Genomic DNA, 25,297 nt, shown 5'->3' on the forward strand with positions numbered 1-25,297 from the left:
CCTGGGAAAATCTATTTCTTGAGTGCAGCTTCTTTCCTTTGGGAGAAGTTCAAAAAAAAGGGTGTTTCCGGCTCCCGGAAACACCCTGTTTGAAGGCCTGAGTTGTGCGTTGGCACAACAGTGATTCTTAGATCGCCTTAACGACGTTGATCGATTGGCAGGTAATCGCGTTTAGTTGCGCCCGTATAGAGCTGACGCGGACGGCCAATTCGCTGGGACGGGTCTTCCACCATTTCCTTCCACTGGGCGATCCAGCCAACGGTGCGCGCAAGCGCAAAGAGCACCGTGAACATGTTTGTCGGGAAGCCGAGCGCGCGAAGCGTAATTCCGGAATAGAAATCGATATTCGGATAGAGCTTCTTTTCGACGAAGTATTCGTCGTTCAACGCGATTTTTTCCAGTTCCATGGCTACATCGAGCAGCGGGTCGTCCTTGATGCCCAATTCGCCGAGAACTTCATGGGTTGTCTTCTGCATGATCCGTGCCCGTGGATCATAGTTCTTGTAGACACGGTGACCAAAGCCCATCAGTCGGAATGGATCATTTTTGTCTTTCGCGCGCGCCACGAATTCGGGAATACGGTCAACGGATCCGATTTCGGAAAGCATGTTGAGCGCGGCCTCATTCGCGCCACCGTGGGCAGGGCCCCAAAGGCAGGCAATACCTGCAGCAATACACGCAAACGGATTGGCACCTGAAGACCCGGCGAGGCGCACGGTTGAAGTCGATGCGTTCTGCTCATGATCCGCGTGAAGGATAAAGATCCGGTCCATTGCCCGGGCAAGAACCGGGTTCACCTTGTATTCTTCACAAGGCACGGCGAAGCACATATGCAGGAAGTTTGCCGAATATCCGAGATCGTTACGCGGATAAACAAATGGTTGTCCCACGTGGTATTTGTGGGCCATTGCCGCAATTGTCGGCATCTTGGCGATCATGCGCAAAGAGGCCACCATGCGCTGGTGCGGATCGGTGATGTCTGTAGAGTCGTGATAAAACGCTGACAATGCACCGACGGTTCCAACCATGATTGCCATGGGGTGCGCGTCACGGCGGAAACCTGAGAAAAAGCGGTTCATCTGTTCATGGATCATCGTGTGGTAGGTCACACGTTGAACGAAGTCATCCTTCTGTGCCTTTGTCGGCAGTTCGCCGTAGAGCAGAAGATAGCAGGACTCCAGAAAGTCGCCGTGGTCAGCGAGCTGCTCGATCGGATAGCCCCGGTAGAGCAACGTGCCTTCATCACCGTCGATATAGGTGATTTTTGACTCGCAAGATGCGGTTGAAGTGAAGCCCGGGTCGTAGGTGAACATGCCTGTGTCCTTGTACAAGGACGCGATGTTCACTACCGACGGCCCGATGGATCCGTCAAGGACGCCGAAATCGTGGCTATTGCCACCGACGTTGAGCTTGGCGTTGTTGTCGGCCATACAGAAAACCCCTTTGCGTTGTCCGGATGTGCAGCCCTAGTGATTGGCAAGCGAACCGACGGGATCGGTTCCTGCTGCCGAGCGGCACTGGAGAAATTTTCGCGTCCTGCGTAGCCCATTTACTGCACTGCCGCAAGTTGGCCGGTATAACCCTTTCGTCAAAGGCCAATTTGCCGGGATTGCTGGAGCCGCCGTTCAACCCGTTTAAGCGGCCCCAATCCGTATTAGTGCGTCAATTAGACCGCCTGATCCTGAATTCGAGCCAAGGATTCCTCTCGGCCCAGTGCGACCAGGACATCATATATTCCCGGAGAAGTCCCACGGCCTGTGAGGGCGGCACGCAGCGGCTGTGCAACTTTACCAAGCTTCAATTCCTTACGCTCTGCGTAGGCTTTGACGGAGGTTTCCAGTGGCTCAGCGCTCCAGTCGCCGGCTTCCATCAATACACCATGAAGGTCTTTCAAGATGGTCTTTGCTTCATCGCTGAGGATCTTTAGCGCCTTTTCGTCAAGATCAAGAGGGCGCTGACGCCAGAGATAGGAGGCGCTCGACGTAAGCTCGACAAGCGTTTTGGCGCGTTCCTTTAGCCCAGGCAGAGCCGCGAGCGCCACGCTTTCGTTGTTGGATGACGCCAACCAATGCAAAACCGATGCGCCGTCTTCAGCATGCTGAAGATAGGTTTTCCAGTGTTCCAGCAACTCCTGGTCCGGCGTTGCGCGCATATAGTGCCCATTGAGGTTTTCAAGTTTCTTGAAGTCGAAACGGGCTGCAGACTGGCCAACGGCGTCCAAGCCAAACCATTTTATCATGTCGTCGAGCGACATGATTTCTTCGTCGCCGTGGCTCCATCCAAGACGTGCAAGGTAGTTGCGCATCGCCTGCGGGAGGTAACCCATCGCACGATAGGCTTCGGCTCCGGTTGCTCCATGGCGTTTAGATAGTTTTGCACCATCCGGTCCATGAATTAGCGGAATATGCGCCATGGCCGGGACTGCCCAATCGAGTGCTTGGAAAATCAGGGTCTGCCTGGCGGCATTGGTCAGATGATCGACACCGCGGATAATATGCGTGATGCCCATATCATGATCGTCGACGACGACGGCCAGCATATATGTTGGTGTGCCATCAGAACGCATAATGACAAAGTCGTCCAAATCCTTGTTGGGAATGACGACACGACCCTGGACCAGATCCTCGACAACGGTCTCGCCTGACTGCGGTGCCTTGAGGCGAATGACAGGTGCGATGTCCTTAGGCGCTTCTGACGGATCACGATCACGCCAAGTGCCATCGTAGCGGGGTGGACGACCTTCAGCCCGCGCTTTTTCCCGCATGGCATCAACTTCTTCTGGAGAGCAATAGCAGCGATAGGCTGTACCGTTCTCGATCATCTGCTCAACGACTTCACCGTGACGGCCAACCCGTGAAAACTGCGAAATAGGATCTCCATCCCAGTCGAGGCCCAACCATCTAAGACCGTCAATCAAGGCATCAACGGCTTCATCCGTGGAACGGGCTCGGTCGGTATCCTCGATGCGTAGCAGCATCTTTCCGCCAAAATGCTTGGCAAACAGCCAGTTGAACAACGCCGTGCGAGCGCCGCCGATGTGTAGAAAGCCGGTTGGTGAAGGAGCAAAACGCGTGACGATGTCTTGTGCCATGGTGCTAATTAAAAGTCTCTGTCAAGATAATGGCGCAGGTCGCGCCTTTGAAGGTGGCGCGGTCTTAGCACAGGCATTGGCAAGGCTAAATAGGCTCTTGCCCGTTTCTTAAAGTGATGAAGGGACCAGCAGGTGGTGCAGCAGCAAACACCGCCCGAGAATAAACAGAGCCGCGATTCAGCGGTTTCCTATTCCGTATCCCAAACCGATTTACTCGAAAATGAAAACCTCCGTTCCGGAGGCCGGCGGAAAAACAGGCCACAGTCCGCCTGGGCTGTTTTGGCGCAGCTCACGCCAAGAGCACCTGGCACCATGCAGAACCGCATCTGGGAAGATCAGGGGCTACTATGGTGCTGCTTCGCATTTTCGGCGGGAATTGCGGTCCACAGGGTACTGCCTGCTGAACCCAATTGGATCTTGCTTACCGCGCTTACGATTTTTGCGGTGGGAGCTGCTTTCCGAGTTTCCCGGCGCGGGGCTTTAAACGGATTTGTTCTGCTTCTGCTGGCTCTCCTTTGCGGCTTGACCGTTGCCAGCGTCAGGACGGCCGTTGTCGTGGCACCAAAACTCGCTGAGATGATGAATGTCACGCTGACGGGGTTTGTTCTTGAGAGGCAAGTCAATGCGCGTGGGACCCGATTGCTGCTGCAAGTTGAAACCGTCGACGACCGGCCGCGATCGGACTTGGGATTTCCAAAAAAGGTCCGGGTGCGGGTGCCGGTGGACGACATTGCCAGACCAGGGCAACTCGTGGAATTGCGAGGGCGGCTCTTTCCTCCGGCAGGACCTGTGCTGCCTGGTGGCTATGATTTTTCTTATCGAGCCTACTTTTCCCAGATTGGTGCAACGGGGTTTGGCTATGGGCCCTCCAGGGTTCTGGAAGCTGACACAACGCCACGGATGGTTCAAGCAATGGCGCTGGTTCAGAACCTGCGCGAACGCATTGCGAACAAGATCAGAACTGTTTTGGGACAGTGGCCGGAAACTGCCCTTGTCGTCGCTCTCCTTGTCGGGGATCGAAGCGGTATAACAGAAGCGCAAGAGGAAGCGCTTCGTGCCGCGGGATTGGCTCACATCCTGGCAATATCCGGTCTGCATATGGCTCTTTTCGCAGGTGGTGCATTCGGAGCTGTTTTGTTGTTGCTCTCGCTGTTTCAGCCGCTTGCACTCAGATGGCCCATTCACAAGTGGGCGGCGGCTACAGCGCTTTGCGCTGCAGTTGGCTACTTGCTCATATCTGGTGCTGCCGTAGCCACTCAACGCTCGTTTGTGATGATTGGACTGGTCTTTCTTGGCGTTTTGGTCGGCCGGCGTGGTTTGACGCTTAGAAGCGTTGCCCTTGCCGGGTTTCTGCTTCTGCTTGTTTCACCAGAGCGTTTGTTCTTTCCCGGTTTCCAAATGTCCTTCTCCGCCGTGATTTGTCTTGTCGCCGTCTATGAGCTTTGGCGTAACCGAGCTAAGGGCAGCTGGAAGAAAAAGCCTCATTCTGCACTGTTGCCACGGGTCTTTGGCTCATTGGGAAAGTGGTCATTCGGTTTGCTCGTTACGGCTGTCGTCGCCGGTCTTGCAACTGGGATTGTCGGTGCGCATCATTTTGGCCGGATTGCTCCCTATGGTGTCGTTGGCAACATGCTTGGAATGCCTGTTTTTTCGTTGCTGGTGATGCCAATGGGGGTTCTGGCACTCATCTTGATGCCATTCGGACTGGCCGCGTTGCCCCTCGCCATAATGTCTCTTGGCATTTCCTGGTTGCTGGACATTTCCGAATTTACTGCAGCTTTGGGAGGTGATACCGGGACCATCGGTAACCTCTCTGCGTTGCCTACTTTGTTTTTGATGAGTGCGCTATTTCTGGTTCTTCTGGTGCCCGGACGTTTGCGCTTGCTGTCGGCAGTGCCATGTGTCGTTGCAATGCTCTTAATTTTCCAGTCACGACCCCCTGATGTTCAAATCGCATCCTCCGGTTCGCGAGTTGCAGCTCGCGACGACAACGGTCAGCTGAACTTATCAAGCACCCGTTCTTCTTTTGCGTCAGAGCTCTGGCTTCAGAAGGAAGGAGTATTCAATGCCACGATTAAATCGCGCAAGATGAAATCGTCTCAACGGAGCTGTGATCAGGCTGGATGTGTGATCAAAGCACATGCACCAGTTCTTATGTTCGTAAACGGTCAACGCGCCGAAACGTCTGTTTCAATAGCGTTCCCCAGACAAACGGAAGCTCTGTATCAGGATTGTCAATTCGCCGATTTGATCGTGACCGATCTAATCGTTCCAGATGATTGCCCTGCAGCGATTGTCATTGATGCAGAAACGAGAAGCAGGCGAGGGGCGGTGTCCATCTGGCTGTCAGTGCAGCCAAACGCGGGCGCCGATACTGTGCCAAGAGGACAGAAGCTTATCACTGAAACTGGTCGTCAAAAAAACGACGAGCTCGGCAAATTTGGCGCTCAAACCGTCACCACAGTCATCTCTAAAATACGTTTCGCTATACCAGAGACGCCGAGACCCTGGCACCATCCGGGAGAAATGACGCGCGCAATTCTGACATCAAAAAGCAAGTGAATCCGTTAGGAACGACCTGCTGATCTAGTACTGGCGAAACAAAGCAACAAGACGCCCTTGAACACGAACACGCCCCGGTCCGAAAATGCGTGTTTCATAGGCTGGATTTGCAGCTTCGAGCGCAATGGACGCACCTTTTTTGCGAAGCCGTTTCAGTGTTGCTTCCTCATCGTCCACCAGAGCAACGACTATGTCGCCACTGTCAGCTGAATCTGTCCGACGGATAAGGACCGTGTCCCCATCAAGAATGCCGGCTTCAATCATGGAGTCACCGCGCACTTCCAGCGCGTAGTGTTCTCCCTTGCCGAGGAGTTCCTGTGGGACGGTAATTGAATGACTGTGGGTCTGAATTGCCTCGATCGGAACACCAGCTGCGATCCGACCCATTACCGGGATTTCTGCGCCGGCAGCATCGGGGACAGATGAGGATGGGGGAGACTTGGAAGCTACATCCTTGCCCAATGAGCCCTCGATGACTTCGGGTGAGAAACTTCCACGTGGTCGTGGAGCCCCCAGGCCAGGAGCAATTGAGTCGGGAAGGCGGACGACTTCCATTGCACGCGCCCTGTTTGGCAAGCGACGAATAAAGCCGCGTTCCTCAAGGGCCGTAATGAGCCGATGGATACCAGACTTGGAACGCAGGTCCAGAGCGTCCTTCATTTCATCGAAGGACGGTGGGACGCCAGTTTCCTTCAGTCTTTCATGAATGAACATGAGCAGTTCGTACTGCTTGCGCGTCAACATAACGGTTACCCCTGACCAAGAATCGGGCTGGTACAAATCGAGAACACTCTAGCTGTTCCTATTGTGTTCTGCAAGAGTAAATGTTCTCTTACTGTTCTGTTGCCGTTGACCCTGGCCAAAAGAGAGCAGGAGCAGCTTGCATCTTGGGGATTGGGCTCAGTCCGCGGAAATTAGCAGCAATTCACATGTTACGAGGGTCGGGCATTTACCGGGTTGCAAGGCACCTTGATGGAGATTTCCGTTGAGGTCGACGGCGCGTATCTGAACCTGTTGGCCGTCATGGAGTTGGCGCCCACTTCCTGAGCGCAACAGGATTTCAGAGATGAGGCCTTTCATGGGTGGCGACGATCTGAATTCTGCACCTGCGAGACTGCCCAGACCAACAACCTTGAAGGTGTTGGCCTCAATCTTCGATGCGAGGCCGCAAATACTGTCGTGAAGATCCTCAAAAGGTGCCAAGGTCGTGATCAGAGCGTTGGTTGGTGGGGCGTGCGTGTCGGTGCTCTGAGATGGCTTTACCCGGAACAGCGTAAACTCTGTTTCAGGATCGTATTCGGCCTCGAACCCAGCTCCAATTAAGCCAAAGCCGGTCAGGTCCGAATTTCCCGCAAGCGATACGCTTTGCGGGAGCAGGTGTCCGAGATGAGCGTTTCCATTTTCCTGCCAATAGGCGTGAATGTGCGCAAACCATTGGCCGTCCCTGCGACCAAGAATAGCAACGGCTTCGACAAGTGTTGCCCCTTCTGAAACTCGGGTGTCGCTATACCAGGCGGCGTGCCGATCATCGAACGCGCAATCAGGCATGACGTAGTCAAATGCGTTTAGCGCCAAGCCGCTGAGGTCAAGCACGGCGGATTGATAGCCTGACGCGTCAATCCATTGGCCAAGCTCCCGCAGCAGACTTCCGCCATTGGTCAGGGTGAGTGCAACCGGTTCGGCATGGCATGGGAGCCATGGTCTGCGTTGAGAAGCTTTTGGTCCAGGGTGCTTGATATCATCAAGTGTCCGGGGCGCGTCGCGTCTCATGTCAAACCTTTTTCGCTCAAAAACTCGCGAACAAGTTTTTTTGTGATCTTGCCGTAGGCACTGGTCGGCATTGATTCAATGAACAAGTATCGATGAGGCATCTTGTATCGGGCGACCTTTCCGGCAAGAAAGGCGCTCAATTCTGCCGTGTCTGGTTCAGCTTTCGTTGATGCCACGCACACCGCCAGTCCGACTTCTCCCCATTGAGGATCAGGTACGCCAAGAATTGCAACCTCAGACAAGGAAGGGTGCGTCAACAGCACTTCTTCAACTTCCTTCGGGTACACGTTTGACCCGCCTGAAATATACATGTCCGATGCGCGGCCGGTCAGATAGAGATACCGGTCTTTGTCCATATGGCCGATATCCCCGGTCCGAAACCACCCATGCCGAAACGAGCTGTGGTTGGCGGCATCGTCTTCTAGATAACCAGCGCAGACTGCTGCCCCGATGACGCAGACTTCGCCAGTTTCTCCGGGTGGCAACATGGCGCCAGTATCATCCTGTATCGAAACTTCAATTCCGGTCCGCTCGGTTCCACAGGTGCCAATTCGCGCCCCAGGTCCATCTTCTTGTACGTGATCCTGTGGGCGCAAGACGGTTATGTTGCCTGTTACTTCACCCAGGCCGTAGTACTGGACCAGAACGGAGCCAAGCTTCTCGAGTGCCAGCTTTTGATCTTCTCGGTACATCGGAGCACCGGCATATATCACGTGGCGAAGGCTCGAGTGATTGTATCGATCGACGGCAGGGTCTTCGACCAGTCGCTTCACAATAGTGGGAACCGTGAACATGTTGCTGACCTTGTGCCTTTCGATCAGTTCGAAAGCGACAGCGGGGTTAAACCCCGTTCTTGGCATCAGGACATGTGTCGCCCCGGCAGAAAGCTGTGCAATTTGCTGGAGACCTGCGCCATGCGAGAGTGGCGCTATCACGAGTGATGCATCTTCTTCGCTTGTTCCCGGCATGAGGTCCGCCATGTAGTTGACAGCTACGAAGCCGATCTGGCCATGAGACAGGACCACTGCTTTCGGCCGGCCGGTGGATCCGGATGTGAAGAACAGCCAGCAGGGATCATCGTAGTCGACGGGCGCATTCGGAGTTTGACTGCCCAGATGGTCAGCTAGCAAGGTTTCATAGGAAACGCCAAAAGCGCTTTCGCCGATGCTGACAATGCCGCGTAACTCCGGATTGGCAGCCTTGACGGTTTGTGCTTGTTCTTCAAACTCTGCATCACAGAGCATCAGCTTGGCTTTGGACTTTTCGCACGTGTAGGCCGTCTCTGCAGGGGCTTGTCGAAAGTTGCAGGGTACCCAGATCGCTCCGAGGCGAAAGGCTGCGAGCATGATTTCGGTCATCTGATTGGAGTTTTGTGCCTGAACGAGAAGGCTGTCTCCCTTGGTGATGCCGAATCTGCTGCTTAGTGCCGCCGCGAGCGCTGAAACACGTTTGTCGAGTTCCTGCCAGGTCCAGGTTTTGTCTTCCCAGATGATTGCAGCGCGATTGGGCCACCGAGCCGCGTTTTTGCTCAAGAAGTGCGCCAGATTGGCGACGCGGTTCGAGCAACGCTCTATCATTGGCTAAGTTCCCTTTATCCTACCCGCAGCGTTCCGAAACCTAGGCTGAGCGTCATGAGTTTGACAAGCAAGCAATGAAACGTTCCCCACACGCAAAAATCCATGCGAGGATGCGAGCTGTGTTTCGCAAAAAGATACCTTGAGCAAGAAATGAACGAACAAGAGACCTTCGACTGGGACGATGCGTATGCCAATGCTGCGCATATTCAAGATGCAGCCACCTATCCGCCGCGCTGGGCAAAGGACGCCAACCAATTTCGGGATTCCTGGCCCATTCAAGATATCGATGTGCCTTATGGTGACAGTGAACGCCAGAGGCTTGATGTTTTCAGTCCTGATGGCCCCTCGCGCGGTTTAGTGGTTTTGGTTCATGGTGGCTATTGGCTGCGTTTCGACAAATCCAGCTGGTCGCATCTTGCTGAAGGTTGCCTGAACCAGAACTGGGCCGTTTGTCTGCCGTCATACGACCTGGCACCTTTGGTGAAGATCGAAGAGATCACCTTGCAGATAGGTGATGCCATCAAGACTGCTGGCGGCCGCTTGGATGGGCCCATACGTCTTGTCGGTCATTCGGCCGGCGGTCATCTGGTGACACGGATGCTTTGTCCAGACACTCCGCTTTCTGCAGATACTCTTGGAAGAATTGAGAAAGTGGTCTCTATCAGCGGACTTCATGACCTTCGCCCGCTGAGGAAGACCGCGATGAATGAATCTTTCGATTTGTCGGAAGGTGAGGCAGAAAGAGAAAGCCCGGCTCTCGTAAGACCCTTGAGGGAATGTCCTGTCGTCGCGTGGGTTGGAGAAGACGAACGCCCTGAATTTGTACGTCAATCGAACCTACTGGCTCAGGCCTGGCCAACAGCAACTTGCCATGTCGAACCGGGGCGGCACCATTTCGACGTGATTGAAGACCTGATTAATCCGGATAGCGGATTGGTATCAGCTCTTTTGAAGGACTGACTTGGGAAGCGGGGAATACCGAATGCGCAGAGAAAGCGACAGTCTTGGGGAAATCGATGTCCCGGAAGACAAATATTGGGGTGCACAGACACAGCGCTCCATAGAGTTTTTTTCGATTGGAACCGACCTCATGCCAATAGAGTTGGTGCACGCCTATGGGTACTTAAAAAAGGCGGCTGCGCTGACCAACATGGATCTCGGACTTCTGCGCGAAGATCTGGCAGACCTCATCGTCCAAGCGGCGGACGAAGTGACAGAAGGAAAGCTGGATGTCCACTTTCCCTTGCATGTCTGGATGACCGGCAGTGGCACCCAGACAAACATGAACGTGAATGAAGTCATTTCCAATCGCGCCATTGCCATTGCAGGTGGAGTTCTGGGGACAAAAGACCCGGTTCACCCCAACGATCACGTCAACATGTCCCAGTCATCAAATGACTCCTTTCCGGCTGCGATGCACATTGCGGCCGCTTTACAAGTGAAACAACGATTGCTGCCGGGCGTGAAACACCTCTACGACAGCCTCAAGGCCAAGTCAGTGGCTTGGGATGAAATTATTAAGATTGGGCGTACGCACATGCAGGATGCAACGCCCTTGACGCTTGGTCAGGAGTTTTCAGGTTACGCAGAATTGTTGAAGCAGGATACAGAGCGCATAGAATTTGCACTCAAGGACGTCTATGGGCTTGCGCTGGGCGGAACTGCTGTCGGTACGGGGATCAATACCCATCCAGACTTCGCTGTCGTGTCAGCTTCCAAGATTGCCGAATTGACAGGACTCCCTTTCTACACCGCGCCGAACAAGTTTGCGGTTCAAGGCAGTCACGATGCATTGGTTATGCTGAGCGGTGCTCTTCGCACGCTGGCAGTGTCGCTGTTCAAAATTGCAAATGACATTCGACTGCTTTCTTGCGGTCCGCGCTGCGGTTTATACGAGTTGATCATTCCGGCCAATGAACCGGGCTCATCCATAATGCCTGGGAAGGTCAATCCGACACAGTGTGAGGCCCTGGCCATGATTTCGGCCCAAGTCATGGCAAATGACGTCGCCACCGGGATTGGTGGTGCAAGTGGCTATTTGGAAATGAATGTCTATAAGCCGCTGATGATCAGCGCCATATTGCAATCAATTCGGATCATGGGGGATGGTTGTTCCAACTTCTCAAGTTTCCTTGTTGAAGGCCTGGAGCCAAATGAAAAGCGTATTCGTGAATACCTTGATCAGTCCTTGATGCTGGTGACAGCGTTGAGCCCTGTCATCGGCTATGACAAGGCAAGCCACGCGGCTCACCATGCTTTTGAAAATGACATCACTTTGAAGGAAGCCTGTTTGGCGCTGGGCTTTGTGCTTGAGGAGGAATTCGACAGTGTTGTCGACCCGGCGAAGATGCTCGGCCCTTCGTTATAGGCGGTTTTTAGCAGATTTTCGCAATGAGTTTTAGCGGAAGGACAAGAGCTGACGGTCTGGCCCTGTTGCCAGACGTCACGCGGAGATAAATCTCTCGGCAGTCAATTTGTTCTGCATGAGCATGTCACGCATGCGTGCCCGCGAAAGCTCTGTCTGGCCAGACTTGATTGCTTCCGCAACTCCAACGTGGTCATGCACGGAAACATGTTCTTTGCGTTCAACCTTGCGACCTGCCGAATAGGAAAAAATCAAGACGGCATAGATCAGATTTTGCAGCTGAGCGAGCATCATGTTGCCGCTGGCCTGCAGGATGGTCGCGTGAAAGGCGTAGTCTGCACCGATGACGTTTGTTTCATCGTTCATTTGCGTCAGGCTTTGCGCAGCTGCCAGTATCCTTGCCCGTTGTTCTGGACTGGCATGCTCAGCTGCCAGGGCTGCCGCTTCAGGTTCGAAAATGAGTCGCAGTTCTGTTGCTTCTGCAAAGATGCGCGCGGTCAACGGGCTTTCTGGGTCGTGCCATCGGATTACATCGGGATCCAACAGGTTCCAGTCCTCGAATGGACAAACCCTTGACCCGTAGCGACGTGCCGTTCGAACCAAGCCTTTGCCACACAGAACCTTGATGGCTTCTCTCACGACGGTCCTCGAAACGCCAAGAGAATCGACCAGCTCATCTTCCTTGGGCAGGACAGCACCGGTTTTATAGTAACCGCGCGCAATCCGCTTTCCCAGATGTTCCACCGTGTCCTTCACCGCACCAGTCGGCAGGGAAGCCAGAGCCTTGTCAGGTAAGGCGAAAGAATGATGGGTTGCTTTGTTCATTTTATCAACTCAGGTGGTCGCGGCGCCGGAACCGGAAGTAGAACATGCTTGGCAACCGACGTCTTCAAATTCTGTTTTACAGGGGAATTGCGAGAAAAACTAGAAATATCAAGGAGTGATATGGCTTCAAAAAATAAAATTCACCGATAACTTACGTATTGCTGTGTTGTTTGCGGTGCGGCATTGTAAAATAACCTGATTGTAGGACAGATTTTTCATTGATAATCGACAATTTTGGTCCATTTCGTCGATAATTGCATGTTGATTTGTGGTGGGTTGCAGCAAAAGCCGACTAAAGAAAAATGATTTTGGCTGCTCAATATCCAACAAGTTTTTCGGAACTGAAGGCACTCAAATTCATTGCCTCTCGAAGTGCGGCAATCACGTCAACTTAAACTCGGCGGATCAGCAGAAATCGCGATGTGAAGCTTTAAGAAAGTCAAAAGCCGAGAAGTTCACTTGAGGTATCCAAAAGAATTCTTGCAAATACTAATATTGATTCGAATTCATCGTACTGAAGGTTGGACTGTTTTTATTTACAATTGATTTTTATAGAATATTTAGGAAAATTGCCCAGGGTGAAATTTTGGTGCTTGTGTCTGTTTTCGATCGTTTCAGTGGCGTTTTCGGCCTGGCCGGACGGGATGCGATCGGGATCAAACATCATGTGACGGGAAAACGGGCTGGGTTTCTCACTCCTTTTGAAGAGGATAATCGACGTTAGGTGTTGGCTGACCTTTGTCGATTGAGCAGACACCAGTTCCGATAGTCGAGGTGGGCATTTTGAGTTTGAGCAGCAGTTCGACGTTGCCATACACTCCCAAGGAGATGGGCCGTGCAAGTCTGTCTCGCACTTTCATTTTTTATACGCTTGGATTGTTTGCTCTTCTGGGGGTGCTGTTCATCGGCATCTTGACAAAGATTACCTGGGATTCGTCGCACGCACGCGCGATCCGCGTCACGGAAGCCTTTTTTCAAGCAACGAAACGTCCCTTTGAGCGCGCAATCTGGACGGTCAATGCAGATGCGACCCTTCAGTTGATACGTGGCCTGGAGAGTCTTGAAGTCATCGAAAAAGTATGGGTTGAAACACCCGACACAGGAAATTTCGGTGAGCCGTTGACTGGCCAGCGCGCAGAAGAAGCTCTCAGCTACACCCTAAATTCACCCAGCACAATTCTGCACAAGGACGCAATCGGGCAGGTCTTTATCCTGATCGACCGAAACACTATTTCCTACGAAATTGCTTCGACTGTGGGTTTCATTGTTACAGCGATCGTTGTCTATATTTTGCTGCTGGCAATCGTGATCCGAACAGTCTTCAAACGGCTGATCGGTCAACCCTTGTCAGACATCGTCAACTATCTGTCGACACCGCGATTGATCGAAGACCCGCCAAAGGCAGAACTTATGCCGGGCCGGGCAGACGAGATTGGAATTCTGTCCGCAAGCCTCCAGTCGATGGTTCAACGGCGACACATGGATTTGCAAAAAATTCAAGAATATCAAACCAATCTGGAAGACTTGGTGGCCCATCGCACAGAGCAGCTGAAACTCGTTCAGGAAGAATTGATTCAGGCCGATAATCTGGCAGCACTTGGGGCGCTTGTCGCCGGGGTTTCGCATGAATTGAATACTCCGCTTGGCAACGCGCTTATGGCGGCCACGACAATCAAGGATTCAACCCGGCTCCTGACCACCGAACTTGACCAACAGAGCCTGAGCAAAGAGGCTCTTGAAAAAGAAATTGGTCGAATTTCCGATACGGCGGACATCATTGATAAGACGCTCGGGCGAGCGCGCGACCTGGTCGGCAACTTTCGACAGGTCGCCGTTGACAGGCAAAGTGAAAAGAAACGCGCCTTCAGTTTTGATCACATCATTCGCGAAACGCTTGCCACGCTTCAGCCGACTTTGAAGAAGACGCCGTTTGAGGTCCAACTTGACCTGAATGCAGATGGCGTGATCGACAGTTACCCTGGTGCCGTCAGCCAGTTGGTTTCCAATCTGGTCGAAAACGCCCTGAAGCATGGATACGAGGATCGTACAGACGGGGTTGTCAGACTGTCTTCGCGTTTGGAAACCGTCCCGCTCATTTCCGGTGGTGAACCAAGCCAGATGAAGATTGTTTTCAAATGCAAAGACGATGGTGTCGGGATACCTGAAAAGAACCTGAAAAAGGTTTTCGAGCCATTCTTTACGACCAAGTTCGGCAAAGGTGGATCCGGGTTGGGAATGGCCATTTGCTATCAACTGGTGACGGAAGCCCTTAACGGGACGATCTCGGTCGTATCCAAGGTGGGGTCGGGAACCGAGTTTACGATCGAATTCCCGGTCGTCGCTCCTGCCGATACCAAGCAACCTGCCAGAAGCAAGGTGCAGTGAGATGGTGATGGATTTTCTTGCTCCTTCGAAACCTGAAGCCATCAAGAGTACCAAGGCTCCCTGGAAGATTCTCATCGTTGACGATGATCCCGATGTACACGAGGTGACGAAGATTGCCGTCGCAGGGTGCGTCTTCGAGCGGCGCTCATTTGAGTTGCTGCATGCTCTTTCGGCACAGGAGGCACAGGAAATACTCAAAACCAGCGATGATATCGCTGTTGCGCTTGTTGACGTCGTTATGGAAAGCGACACTGCCGGGCTTGGATTGGTCAGCTGGATTCGGTCTGAACTTGGAAATCACTTCACGCGTCTGATCCTTCGGACGGGCCAGCCCGGTTACGCGCCGCAAACCGATGTGATCATGAAATTCGACATCGATGGCTATGCAGAAAAGGCAGAGTTGTCTCGGACAAAATTGCTTACAGCAATCATCACGGCCTTGCGTGGCTACAAGCTGGTTATGTCGCTTGAAACCAATAGGCGCAAACTCAAGCAGCTAAACGGTCATTTTGCTGAAATTGTTCAGAAAAACGCGCTGAGTGAATTTGCAACAGCTGTCTTGCAACAGTTGACCGACCTTCTGGACCATCCGGTCGATTTGCTGCTCTGCGGTCAAGATACTTTGCCGGACCAAAAAAACGCTGACAGATCCAACATACGGGTTCTCGCTGCGACAGGTGGACTTCAGGAAAAAACGGATCTTCCAATAGAAGTCCTCGGGGAAGATGCCGTCCGTGGAGCAGTCAATTCATGTATCGAGACACGAGAACCCGTCTCAGGGCCGAATGGTCTTGCGATGCCCCTCATCACGCGCAACGGTATGACCGGTGCGCTCTACCTTGCCATGAGCGATGTTGAGCTTGAAGAGAGTGTCGGGACAGAGCTTATGCAGCTCTTTGTCTCCAACGTCGCACTCGGTTACGAGAAAACCGGGTTGCTCGAGCACATCCGGAATTTGGCTTTTGTCGACCGCGTCACCGGACTTTCAACGTTTTCCGGGTTCATTGAGACCTTTCAACGACATGCCTCCAATCAAATACCGCTTCTCGTGGTTCATTGTGACATCCAGCGTTTTCGGGTGGTTGTGGATGGCATCGGCGATGAAAGGGCAGGTGGGGTTTTGAAACGGACCGGCCATCGGCTGTCACAGATTTTCCCCGATGCCCTGACGATCGCGCGCAAAGAGAAGGACGAGTTCCTTGTCCTTCTTAAAGGTGGTGAGGCCAATGACATCCAGAGCATTGTGACGCGGGTGGAGGATGCGTTTCAGGAACCCATCACTCTGGATGACAACCAGATCAATCTGCGCATGCGTCTTGGGTTTGCCTCAAGCGAAGACAGTGCTCACGGTGCCGAAGAATTGGTGCGTTTTGCCTCGATTGCACTCAACGATGTCCGCCAGAAAGGCATGACCAATCATTCCGTTTTTCATCCGTTGATGCAGGAAGCTGCCTTTGAGCGTTTGCGACTGGCATCCATGCTGACAGGCAGTGCCAATCAGACAGAATTCCATCTTCATTATCAGCCAATCATGCGCGCCGGGGATGACAGCATCGCGTCATTCGAAGCGTTGATGCGCTTCAAGACACCGGCAGGCAATTTCCTGAACACCGCTCGGATGATTGAAGCAGCTGAGGCCAGTGGTTCGATCACTGAAATCGGTGCCTGGATGTTCAAGTCGGCATTTTCCGAATTCCGGAAACTGTCCGTGGCCGGAGATGATGTTCGCCTGAACGTCAATTTGTCGCCCAAGCAGGTTCAAACAAACCGAATTTACAAGGACATTGAGGACGCTGCCTCGGCTGCGGATTTGCAGTTGCATCGATTGGTCTTCGAAGTTACCGAAGGCCTCTTTTTAAGCAACGACCAGGTTACCCTGTCACTTTTGACGTGGCTGCGGAACAAGGGAGCCAAGGTCGTTATTGATGATTTCGGAACAGGATATTCCTCGTTCAGCTATTTGCGCAAACTGCCAGTCGACGGCATCAAGATAGACCGGAGTTTTATCTCCAATATGGATCAGGATGCTGACGCTCTGGCAGTGGTGAAGTCAATCATTGCTGTCGCGAAGGCAATGAACTTGGAAGTGACCGCAGAAGGCGTCGAAACGACCGGGCAGCGCAAAATCATGCAGGAACTCGACTGTGACTACCTGCAAGGCTTTCTCTATTCAAAGCCTCAAAGCAGTGATGATTTATTGAAGTTCATTCGGCAATCTTCTGTCTCTGGCGGCACATTTCAATAGTGAGGCTCGATTTCAGGGTTGCTCGCAGCTTGTATTTCCGCTCCGAGATTTTTGTTTTGAAGCAGTTGATGCCGTGCCAATGCGTCAACCACAGCCATTACGGTATGGGCATGTGAGCGACTGTTGTTCAAGAATTTCGACATAAGCGATTGAAAGTCTGGGTGAAACACGCTCTGATACCAACAATGCAAAAGCTTGGTTCGTTGTCGCTTCGCGCTACGTTCCATAAGCACTCACCGCAGTAACAACGCATAACTTGAGGAGAAATCATATGGATATGAGCGGTTCTCATAGGATCCCAGCCTCCCGTTTGGTTGTTTGGTCTGCGTTGAATGACGCTGATGTTTTGCGTTTGTGCATACCTGGTTGTGAAGTTCTTGAGCGGGTTTCGGCTGATGAGCTGACGGCGTCGGTTACGTCGAAGATTGGTCCTGTCAAGGCGAAGTTCAAAGGTTCTGTTACGTTTGAGAATGTTGTTGCGCCTGAGAGTTACACGATTGTTGGCGAGGGCAAGGGAGGAGTTGCCGGGTTTGCCAAGGGGTCTGCGGACATTCGTCTGGTTGAAGATGGCGATGCGACGGTTTTGAGTTACGAGGCGAAGGCTCAGGTTGGCGGCAAGTTGGCTCAGCTTGGCAGCCGTTTGATTGATTCCACGGCGCGCAAGATGGCGGAGGAGTTTTTCTCCCGGTTTACCGAGCAGGTTGGGGGCTCAGCGGCGGCGGTGTCCGAGGTGTCTTCGGTGTCTTCGGATACGGGTCTTGCGGCTGATCTTGATGAAGGTGTTGCCGAGGAGGCGAAGCGGATCGCGCTTGAGGAGGCGCCGGGCGAGGTTCTTCATGCGATTGGCGAGGCGGAGCACAAGGTTGAGGAGGGTCTTCACAAGGCAGAGGAGAATTTGGAGGATGCTGCGGGTCGGAATGCGTTTGGCGGACCGATGGTGTGGGGTCTTTTGCTGCTTGGGGCGCTGATTGTTGTTCTTGCGCTTGCCAGTTGACCCTTTGGCGACAGATTTGGAATGATCCGGTTCTGGTGGCGTTTGCTGTCAGGACCCACAGAACACGGTGTTAAACCGGCTATTTGGGCTTTGGCCCGAGAGGTTCCATGAGGGAGAGAGATTTATGTCGAAAGTATCTTTGGTATTGAACGGGAAGACCGTTTCGTCCGAGGTCGAGGACCGGACGTTGCTTGTGTCTTTGATCCGGGATGTTCGGGGGCTGACGGGAACGCATGTTGGCTGTGACACGTCGCAATGCGGGGCGTGTGTTGTGCATGTTGACGGCAAGGCGGTGAAGTCCTGCACGATGCTTGCGGCCCAGGCGGATGGCAGTGAGGTGGTGACGCTTGAGGGGATTGGCAGTGCGGATGCGCTTCATCCTGTGCAGGCAGCGTTCCGGGAGCATCACGGTCTTCAGTGCGGATTTTGCACACCTGGGATGATCATGAGTGCGGTTGACATGATCAACCGTCACGGTGCGGGCAATCTTGATGAGGCAACGATCCGGCACGAGCTGGAAGGCAACATCTGCCGTTGCACCGGTTATCAGAACATCGTCAAGGCGATCAAGGCGGCGTCCGACCAGATGGCGGGCATGGCGCAGGCGGCCGAGTGAGGGCCCGGTTTTAAGGACATGACGGATTTAAGGGTCTGATGCGCGTGTGTTGTTCGCGCAAGGGCCTGATGAGGGTCAGGCGGGACGCAGTTGATCTGCCGGAGGGAGCCGGCAGCAGCGGTTCGAAGCCGACCTTTGAGACGAAACGGGCCGGGCAGACCGGTCGGAGGAGACCATCCGGAGTTTTTTTGATCCGGAGCAGTATTTGGGAGAGAGACGATGGCAGTTGAAGGGATTGGCGCCCGGGCTCTGCGCAAGGAGGACAAGCGCTTCATCACGGGCCGTGGCCGTTATACGGATGACATGGCGATGCCGGGCATGGGCTATGCGGCCTTTGTGCGCTCGCCGCATGCCCATGCGAAGGTCACGGGGATCGATGCCAGTGCGGCTCTTTCGATGCCGGGTGTTGATGCGGTTCTGACGGGCGATCAGCTTGTGGGCGACGGTGTTGGCAATCTGATCTGCGGGTGGATGATCCATTCCAAGGACGGCACGCCGATGAAGATGGGCGGCTGGCGGGCGCTTGAGCCTGAGATTGTGCGCCATGTCGGTCAGGCTGTTGCGGTCGTGATTGCGGACACGCAGGCCGAGGCGCGGGATGCTGCCGATGCCGTGGTTGTCGACTATGAGGAGCTTCCTGCGGTTGTCGATCCGCTTGCAGCCCTTGAGGCGGGCGCGCCGCAGATCCATCCGGAAGCGGAAGGCAATCTGATCTACGACTGGGAGATCGGGGATGCGGGAGCGACCGATGAGGCGTTTGGCCGTGCTGCGCATGTGACGCGGATGGAGATCCACAACAACCGCCTTGTTCCGAACGCGATGGAGCCGCGGGCCGCGCTTGCCGGGTATGATGCTGCCGAGGAGCATTATACGCTCTATACGACGTCCCAGAACCCGCATGTTGCGCGTCTGGTCCTGTCGGCGTTCTATAACATTGCGCCGGAACACAAGCTGCGGGTGATTGCACCGGATGTGGGCGGCGGCTTCGGCTCGAAGATCTATATCTATCCGGAAGAGATGGTGTGCCTTTGGGCGTCGAAGCGCGTCGGCCGGCCTGTGAAATGGGTATCGGACCGCACGGAAGCGTTCCTGACGGATGCCCATGGCCGCGATCACCGCTCGGAAGCCGAGCTTGCGCTGGATGCGGACAACAAGATCATCGGGCTTCGGGTGAAGACGGTTGCCAATCTGGGCGCCTACATGTCGCTGTTCTCGTCGTCGGTCCCGACCTATCTCTATGCAACGCTGTTGTCGGGGCAATACGACATCCCTGCGATCCATGCGAATGTGAAAACGGTCTATACCAACACGACGCCGGTGGATGCCTATCGCGGTGCCGGACGTCCTGAGGCGACCTATCTGCTTGAGCGGATCATGGAGACTGCGGCGCGCGAGGTCGGCTTGTCGCCGGCAGAGTTCCGCCGCAAGAACTTCATTCGCTCGTTTCCGCACCAGACGCCGGTGATCATGTGCTACGACGCGGGCGATTATGATGCGACGCTGGATGCGGCGCTGAAGGCGGCCGATTATGACGGGTTTGCCGCGCGCAAGGCGGAAGCGGCCGCGCGGGGCAAGCTGCGCGGGATCGGCCTGTCCTGTTACATCGAAGCCTGCGGGATTGCGCCGTCAGCGGCGGTCGGGTCTCTTGGTGCCGGTGTCGGTCTTTGGGAATCTGCCGAGGTTCGTGTGAACCCGGTGGGGACGGTCGAGGTTCTGACCGGTTCTCACAGTCATGGCCAGGGCCATGAGACGACCTTCGCGCAGCTGATCAGCGAGCGGTTCGGTCTGGACAGCGATGCGGTTGCGATCGTGCACGGGGATACGGACAAGGTCCAGTTCGGCATGGGCACCTACGGGTCCCGCTCGGGCGCGGTCGGCATGTCGGCTGTTGTGAAGGCGCTGGACAAGGTCGAGGCGAAGGCGAAGAAGATCGCGGCCCACCTGATGGAGGCCTCGGAAGGGGACATCCAGATCGAGGGCGGCGAGCTGAAAGTGGCCGGGACGGACAAGAAGCTGAGCTTCACGGAGGTGGCGCTTGCGGCCTATACGGCGCACAACCTGCCAGAGGGCATGGAGCCGGGGCTGAAGGAGGGGGCGTTCTACGACCCGACCAACTTCACCTTCCCGGCCGGGACCTATGTGTGCGAGGTCGAGGTGGATCCGGAGACGGGCCAGACGGAGGTTGTGAGCTTTGTGGCTGCGGACGACTTCGGCAACATCATCAATCCGATGATCGTGGAAGGTCAGGTGCATGGCGGCATCACGCAAGGCATTGGCCAGGCGCTGCTTGAGAATGCGGCCTATGACGAGAGCGGTCAGCTTCTGACGGCCTCCTACATGGACTACACGATGCCGCGTGCGGATGATGTTCCGTCCTATCAGCTGTCGACCCATGTGACGGCGTGCCCCGGCAATCCGCTCGGCATGAAGGGCTGCGGGGAGGCCGGAGCGATCGGGTCTCCGCCTGCGGTGATCAATGCGATCACGGATGCGATTGGCAGCAATGCCCTGTCGATGCCGGCCTCTCCGGAGAAGGTGTGGACGCTGTGCCAGGCTGGCCTGAGGCAGGCTGCCGAATAGGACTTGAGACGATGCGCGGGCGGTGTGGCCGCCCGCATTGGACCTGATGTCATTGGACACTTGAGATTTGGGGGAGACCCAACATGTATGAGACAACCTATCACCGTGCCGGTTCTGTGTCGGAGGCTGCCGAGAAGATGGCGGCGGCAGAGGACGGCAAGATCCTGGGTGGCGGTCAGACGCTTTTGCCGACGATGAAGCAGCGTCTTGCGGCGCCGTCGGACCTTGTTGACGTGACGAAGATTGCGGAGATGCAGGGCATTTGCGAAGGCGAGGGCACCCTCGTGATCGGGGCGGCAACGACCCATGCGGAGGTGGCTGCATCGGATCTTGTGCGGCAGAAGCTGCCCGGTCTTGCGGCCCTTGCCGGAGGCATCGGCGACCCGGCGGTCCGTCACATGGGAACACTTGGCGGTTCGATTGCCAACAACGACCCGGCGGCGGATTATCCGGCGGCCTTGCTCGGGCTTGGTGCGGCGGTGACGACCAGCAAGCGGACCATTGCGGCCGGGGAGTTCTTCACCGGCATGTTCGATACGGCGCTGGATGAGGATGAGGTGGTCGTGTCGGTGGCCTTCCCGCTGGCGGCAAAGTCGGCCTATGCCAAATACCCGAACCCTGCCTCGCGCTATGCCATGGCGGGCGTGTTTGTGGCCAAGGGCGCAGACGGATCGGTGAAGGTGGCGGTGACGGGCGCCGGGCAGAACGGCGTCTTCCGGATGAGCGACATGGAAGCGGCCCTGGCCGGCAACTGGTCATCGGACGCAGTTGCCGGAATTGCACCCGAACCAGGAGATATGCTCTCAGACCTCCACGGATCCGCAAACTACCGAGCAAACCTCGTGACCGTCATGGCTAAAAAAGCCGTAAAAAAAGCACAGTGAACGAATAGTTTTATGACTACTTTACGGGGCCCGGCTTTAATACAGTCGGGCCTAGTTACAAATATTTAAATTTTTAGAGAAAGTTAACTTCGCTTTATTTGCGGAACCGAAAAACATTGTGTGATATGGAACACCTTATTCGTGCCATCCGGATGCCAATATTGTTGAGATATAATTCGTCTCAAGAGGGCTTTAGATTCTAGCAATCCGGTTGTGGTTACGTCCTGCCTTGCAAGACTTGTCGGCAAGGTGGTTCATGACGGTGCTTGAATGTGAATTCCTGATCAAAAGCAACGGTTCCGAGGGCTAAATGGTGGGCGTAAAACAAAACAACGCGAAAGCGGTGGTTGGCCGGAACAATCCGGTAACAAAGGCATTTCGTCCCGTCAAATCCGCCTTCTGGGGCGTTGCGATCGTTAGTTTCGTCATAAATATCCTGATGCTCACCGGGCCGGTGTTCATGCTTCAGGTATATGACCGGGTGCTGGCAAGCGGTTCCGTCCCGACGCTCGTCGTCATCGGGGTTCTGGCCATTGTGCTCTACCTCTTTTATGGCCTCCTAGAGGGCGTTCGGAGCCGTATCCTGTCTCGTCTAGGCCAAAGGGTCGATGCGCGCCTGAGCGGGATTGTTTACAGAGTTTCCAATTCACTGCCTGTCAGGCTTGGTAAAAAGGCAGCCAAACTTCGCCCTGTTCAAGATTTGGATACCGTTCGACAATTTCTGTCCGGTCCGGGTCCGGCTGCTATCTTCGATATTCCCTGGCTGCCGTTGTATCTTGGCATCGTTTTTCTGTTTCACCCTCTTCTTGGTATCGTGGGCGCTGCCGGTGCGCTGGTCATCACCATTTTGATTGGCTTGAACGAGCTTATGTCACGCGGCCCTTCAGAGGAAGCTGCCGGTCAGGCTGGAAAGCGGTCGGCTGAGGTCGAGATCGGTCAGCGGAACTCCGAAGTTGTCACAGCGATGGGAATGCAGAGCGCTCTGACATCGAAATGGGATGATCAGAACAACGAATATCTGTCGACACAGCGCCGTGCTGCGGATCGAACAGGTGTTTTCGGAACGGCGATCAAGACGATTAGGTTCGTTCTGCAGTCTGCGATATTGGGTGTCGGAGCCTGGCTTGCGATTCAACAGGAAATCACCCCAGGTGTCATGATTGCGGCCTCAATCATGACGTCCCGTGCGTTGTCGCCGATTGAACAGGCGGTTGCTCAATGGCGTGGGTTTGTCGCAAGCAGACAGGCATTGAAACGCCTGCGGGAAGTCTTGCTGATTGCAGATGACGAACCTGAAAAGATGGATTTGCCGATCCCGACGCAAAAACTCACGGCCGAACAGGTCTTCTGCGGCCCGTTTGGTGAAGCCATGCCGTTTGTCCAAAATGTTTCACTTGAACTGTCCGCAGGTGACGGACTTGGAATCATCGGGCCTTCAGGTTCGGGCAAATCGACATTTGCACGCGCTCTTGTCGGGGCGACGCCATCCCTCAAAGGCGTCATCCGCTTCGACGGTTCAGAACTTGGTCAATGGCCGAGCGCGAAACGAGGCGATTTCATCGGCTATCTGCCGCAGGATCTCCAGCTTTTTGATGGAACGATCGCAGATAACATCGCGCGCTTTGGTGCCGAGGCTTCGTCTGAAAAGATTATCGAAGCAGCCAAACTGGCAGATGTGCATGATCTGATCGTGAGCCTGCCAGAAGGCTACAACACCGTCATCGGGCGCAGCGGACGGTTGCTTTCTGCCGGACAAAGACAACGCATTGCGCTTGCGCGGGCGCTTTACGGAAACCCGTTCCTCGTGGTGCTGGACGAGCCGAATTCCAATCTCGACGCAGAAGGTGAGGGCGCTTTGACCAACGCCATCAAGGCGATGCGTGACAAGGGCTCGATTGTGGTTGTTATCGCGCATCGACCGAGTGCCATCGCGACGGTCGATAAGATTTTGTGCCTCAAGGAAGGCAAGATGGTCGGCTTCGGCCCCAAGGAAGACGTACTTAAACAAGTTGTGCAACCGGTTCCGCGCGTGCAGACCGGTATGGCTCCGGGACGGTGATCAATGGCTAATCAGAAAATCAATCAAGCGACCGGAAACGCCCTGTCAGGCAATGCGGATGACATGTTGCGCAAAACAGTCCGAAATCATCTGCTGTTTGCCTTGTTCGTTGCGATCTTCGTGGTGGGGGGCATCGGAGCCTGGGCCACTTTTACCGAGATATCCGGCGCCGTTGTTTCTTCAGGAACCATTGTGGTTGAGAGCAATACCAAACAGGTCCAGCATCGTGAGGGTGGTATTGTTCGTCAGATCACGGTCAAGGATGGCGACATGGTCGAGGCGGGAGAACTTCTTCTCAGGCTGGACGATACCGTTACCCGCGCCAATCTGGCGGTGATCACCAAACAGCTGACGGAATTGACGGCGCAGGAGCTTCGCCTTGAGGCTGAGCGAGACGACAAAACCACAATCGACTGGCCGGAGGATCGCAAGGACAAGGTCGGCGATATTGAGCGCGGACAGCAGCTGCTTCTACAGGCAAGGCAAAATTCAAAGGAAGGCAGGAAAAATCAACTTGAGGAGCAGATCCGGCAATTCAACAAGCAGACCCAGGGCTTGCAAGCCCAGGTCACGGCCAAGGATTCTGAAATTGAGCTGATTGATGAGGAACTCGGGGACCTTGACGGGCTTTTGAACAAGCAACTCGTCTCCAAGAGCCGCGTTACAGCGCTTCGAAGGGAAAAGGCCCGTCTTGCAGGCGAATACGGAGACCTGATCGCGCAGATCGCGCGAACTAAGGAATCAATCAGTGAGCGCCGCATCCAGATCCTGCAAATTGAGGAATCCTATCGTGCCGAGGTTCTGGAGCAGCTTCAGGAAGTACGTTCGCGCATTGCACAGCTGGAAGAGCAGAAGATCGCCGCTGAGGACGAACTCACCCGCGTTGCAATCATGGCGCCTATCAACGGCTTTGTGCATCAGTTGTCAGTCCATACAATCGGCGGTGTGATAGCACCGGGCGAGACCGTCATGCAGATCGTGCCGAGGGAAGATCAGTTGCTGGTTGAAGCGCAGGTTCGCCCTGTTGATATTGACCAAATGGCACCGGGACAAAGTGCAAGAGTACGCTTTCCGAGCTTTGACCAGAGAACCACGCCCGAGCTGAATGCGGAGCTTCTGACTGTGTCTGCTGACCTGACAGAGGATGAGCGCACAGGCAACAGCTACTACGTTGCAAGGATGGTGATTGACGACAAGGAACTGGATAAGCTCGGTACCCAGACGCTGGTTCCAGGAATGCCGGTTGAAACTTTCCTGCAAACAGGGGATCGGACGGTGCTGAGCTATCTGGTGAAACCCATTACAGACCAGATCGCCCACGCGATGCGGGAACGCTGATCCGAC

General features: G+C 54.6%; 17 protein-coding genes. 11 read left to right on the plus strand and 6 right to left on the minus strand.

The window, feature by feature from the left end:
• Positions 1–137: 137 nt before the first annotated feature.
• Together gltA and gltX are read right to left on the minus strand one after the other, a co-directional pair.
• Positions 138–1,430, minus strand: coding sequence for a citrate synthase (gltA, locus tag K1718_RS14585; RefSeq protein ID WP_152501616.1), 1,293 nt, complete (start codon positions 1,428–1,430; stop codon positions 138–140).
• Positions 1,431–1,666: 236 nt separating this feature from the next.
• Entirely contained in the window at positions 1,667–3,091 is a 1,425-nt protein-coding gene (gene gltX, locus K1718_RS14590; RefSeq protein ID WP_265681937.1) for a glutamate--tRNA ligase, read from the minus strand.
• 312 nt (positions 3,092–3,403) lie between these two features.
• Between gltX and K1718_RS14595 the strand changes: the two genes are divergently transcribed.
• Positions 3,404–5,653 carry a ComEC/Rec2 family competence protein gene (locus K1718_RS14595; protein WP_265681936.1) on the plus strand — a complete coding sequence of 750 codons (2,250 nt, stop codon included), beginning with the start codon at positions 3,404–3,406 and terminating at the stop codon, positions 5,651–5,653.
• 24 nt (positions 5,654–5,677) lie between these two features.
• On the opposite strand, the gene lexA is transcribed toward K1718_RS14595, so the two are convergent.
• The 3 genes from lexA to K1718_RS14610 all read right to left on the minus strand — a co-directional run bounded on the left by lexA (position 5,678) and on the right by K1718_RS14610 (position 9,000).
• Positions 5,678–6,397, minus strand: a complete 720-nt coding sequence (gene lexA, locus K1718_RS14600; RefSeq protein ID WP_152501619.1) for a transcriptional repressor LexA — start codon at positions 6,395–6,397, stop codon at positions 5,678–5,680.
• 156 nt (positions 6,398–6,553) lie between these two features.
• Positions 6,554–7,423 (minus strand): PPC domain-containing DNA-binding protein, encoded by an 870-nt coding sequence (locus tag K1718_RS14605; RefSeq protein WP_265681934.1) that lies wholly within the window; start codon positions 7,421–7,423, stop codon positions 6,554–6,556.
• The gene (locus tag K1718_RS14610; RefSeq protein WP_265681932.1) at positions 7,420–9,000 is read right to left on the minus strand and encodes an acyl-CoA synthetase; all 1,581 of its coding nucleotides are present in this window, start codon (positions 8,998–9,000) and stop codon (positions 7,420–7,422) included. Before K1718_RS14610 ends, K1718_RS14605 begins: the two co-directional genes overlap by 4 nt.
• 150 nt (positions 9,001–9,150) lie before the next feature.
• Here K1718_RS14610 and K1718_RS14615 point away from each other — a divergent pair, with 150 nt between their 5' ends.
• Both K1718_RS14615 and fumC read left to right on the plus strand, forming a co-directional pair.
• Positions 9,151–9,960 (plus strand): alpha/beta hydrolase, encoded by an 810-nt coding sequence (locus K1718_RS14615; protein ID WP_265681931.1) that lies wholly within the window; start codon positions 9,151–9,153, stop codon positions 9,958–9,960.
• A gap of 22 nt (positions 9,961–9,982) precedes the next feature.
• Complete coding sequence (fumC, locus tag K1718_RS14620; protein ID WP_265681928.1) at positions 9,983–11,368, plus strand: class II fumarate hydratase; 1,386 nt, start codon at positions 9,983–9,985, stop codon at positions 11,366–11,368.
• Between the two features lie 75 nt (positions 11,369–11,443).
• On the opposite strand, the gene K1718_RS14625 is transcribed toward fumC, so the two are convergent.
• Positions 11,444–12,190, minus strand: a complete 747-nt coding sequence (locus tag K1718_RS14625) for a FadR/GntR family transcriptional regulator (RefSeq protein ID WP_152501623.1) — start codon at positions 12,188–12,190, stop codon at positions 11,444–11,446.
• 783 nt (positions 12,191–12,973) lie between these two features.
• Here K1718_RS14625 and K1718_RS14630 point away from each other — a divergent pair.
• From K1718_RS14630 to K1718_RS14665, 8 genes are all read left to right on the plus strand, one after another.
• Positions 12,974–14,575 carry a sensor histidine kinase gene (locus K1718_RS14630; protein ID WP_265681926.1) on the plus strand — a complete coding sequence of 534 codons (1,602 nt, stop codon included), beginning with the start codon at positions 12,974–12,976 and terminating at the stop codon, positions 14,573–14,575.
• 7 nt (positions 14,576–14,582) lie between these two features.
• A complete protein-coding gene (locus tag K1718_RS14635; protein ID WP_265681925.1) occupies positions 14,583–16,820 on the plus strand; it encodes a GGDEF/EAL domain-containing response regulator in 2,238 nt (745 codons plus the stop codon).
• 277 nt (positions 16,821–17,097) lie between these two features.
• Positions 17,098–17,814 (plus strand): SRPBCC family protein, encoded by a 717-nt coding sequence (locus K1718_RS14640; RefSeq protein ID WP_335343002.1) that lies wholly within the window; start codon positions 17,098–17,100, stop codon positions 17,812–17,814.
• Positions 17,815–17,938: 124 nt separating this feature from the next.
• Complete coding sequence (locus K1718_RS14645; protein ID WP_152501626.1) at positions 17,939–18,430, plus strand: (2Fe-2S)-binding protein; 492 nt, start codon at positions 17,939–17,941, stop codon at positions 18,428–18,430.
• A 219-nt stretch (positions 18,431–18,649) separates the two neighbouring features.
• Positions 18,650–21,010, plus strand: coding sequence for a xanthine dehydrogenase family protein molybdopterin-binding subunit (locus K1718_RS14650; protein ID WP_152501627.1), 2,361 nt, complete (start codon positions 18,650–18,652; stop codon positions 21,008–21,010).
• An 83-nt stretch (positions 21,011–21,093) separates the two neighbouring features.
• Positions 21,094–21,894 (plus strand): FAD binding domain-containing protein, encoded by an 801-nt coding sequence (locus K1718_RS14655; protein WP_265681923.1) that lies wholly within the window; start codon positions 21,094–21,096, stop codon positions 21,892–21,894.
• A gap of 310 nt (positions 21,895–22,204) precedes the next feature.
• Positions 22,205–23,953, plus strand: a complete 1,749-nt coding sequence (locus tag K1718_RS14660; protein ID WP_265681921.1) for a type I secretion system permease/ATPase — start codon at positions 22,205–22,207, stop codon at positions 23,951–23,953.
• A gap of 3 nt (positions 23,954–23,956) precedes the next feature.
• Complete coding sequence (locus K1718_RS14665) at positions 23,957–25,291, plus strand: HlyD family type I secretion periplasmic adaptor subunit (RefSeq protein WP_265681919.1); 1,335 nt, start codon at positions 23,957–23,959, stop codon at positions 25,289–25,291.
• The last annotated feature ends 6 nt before the right edge of the window (positions 25,292–25,297 follow it).

This window comes from Roseibium porphyridii (genome assembly GCF_026191725.2).
GTDB lineage: Bacteria > Pseudomonadota > Alphaproteobacteria > Rhizobiales > Stappiaceae > Roseibium > Roseibium porphyridii.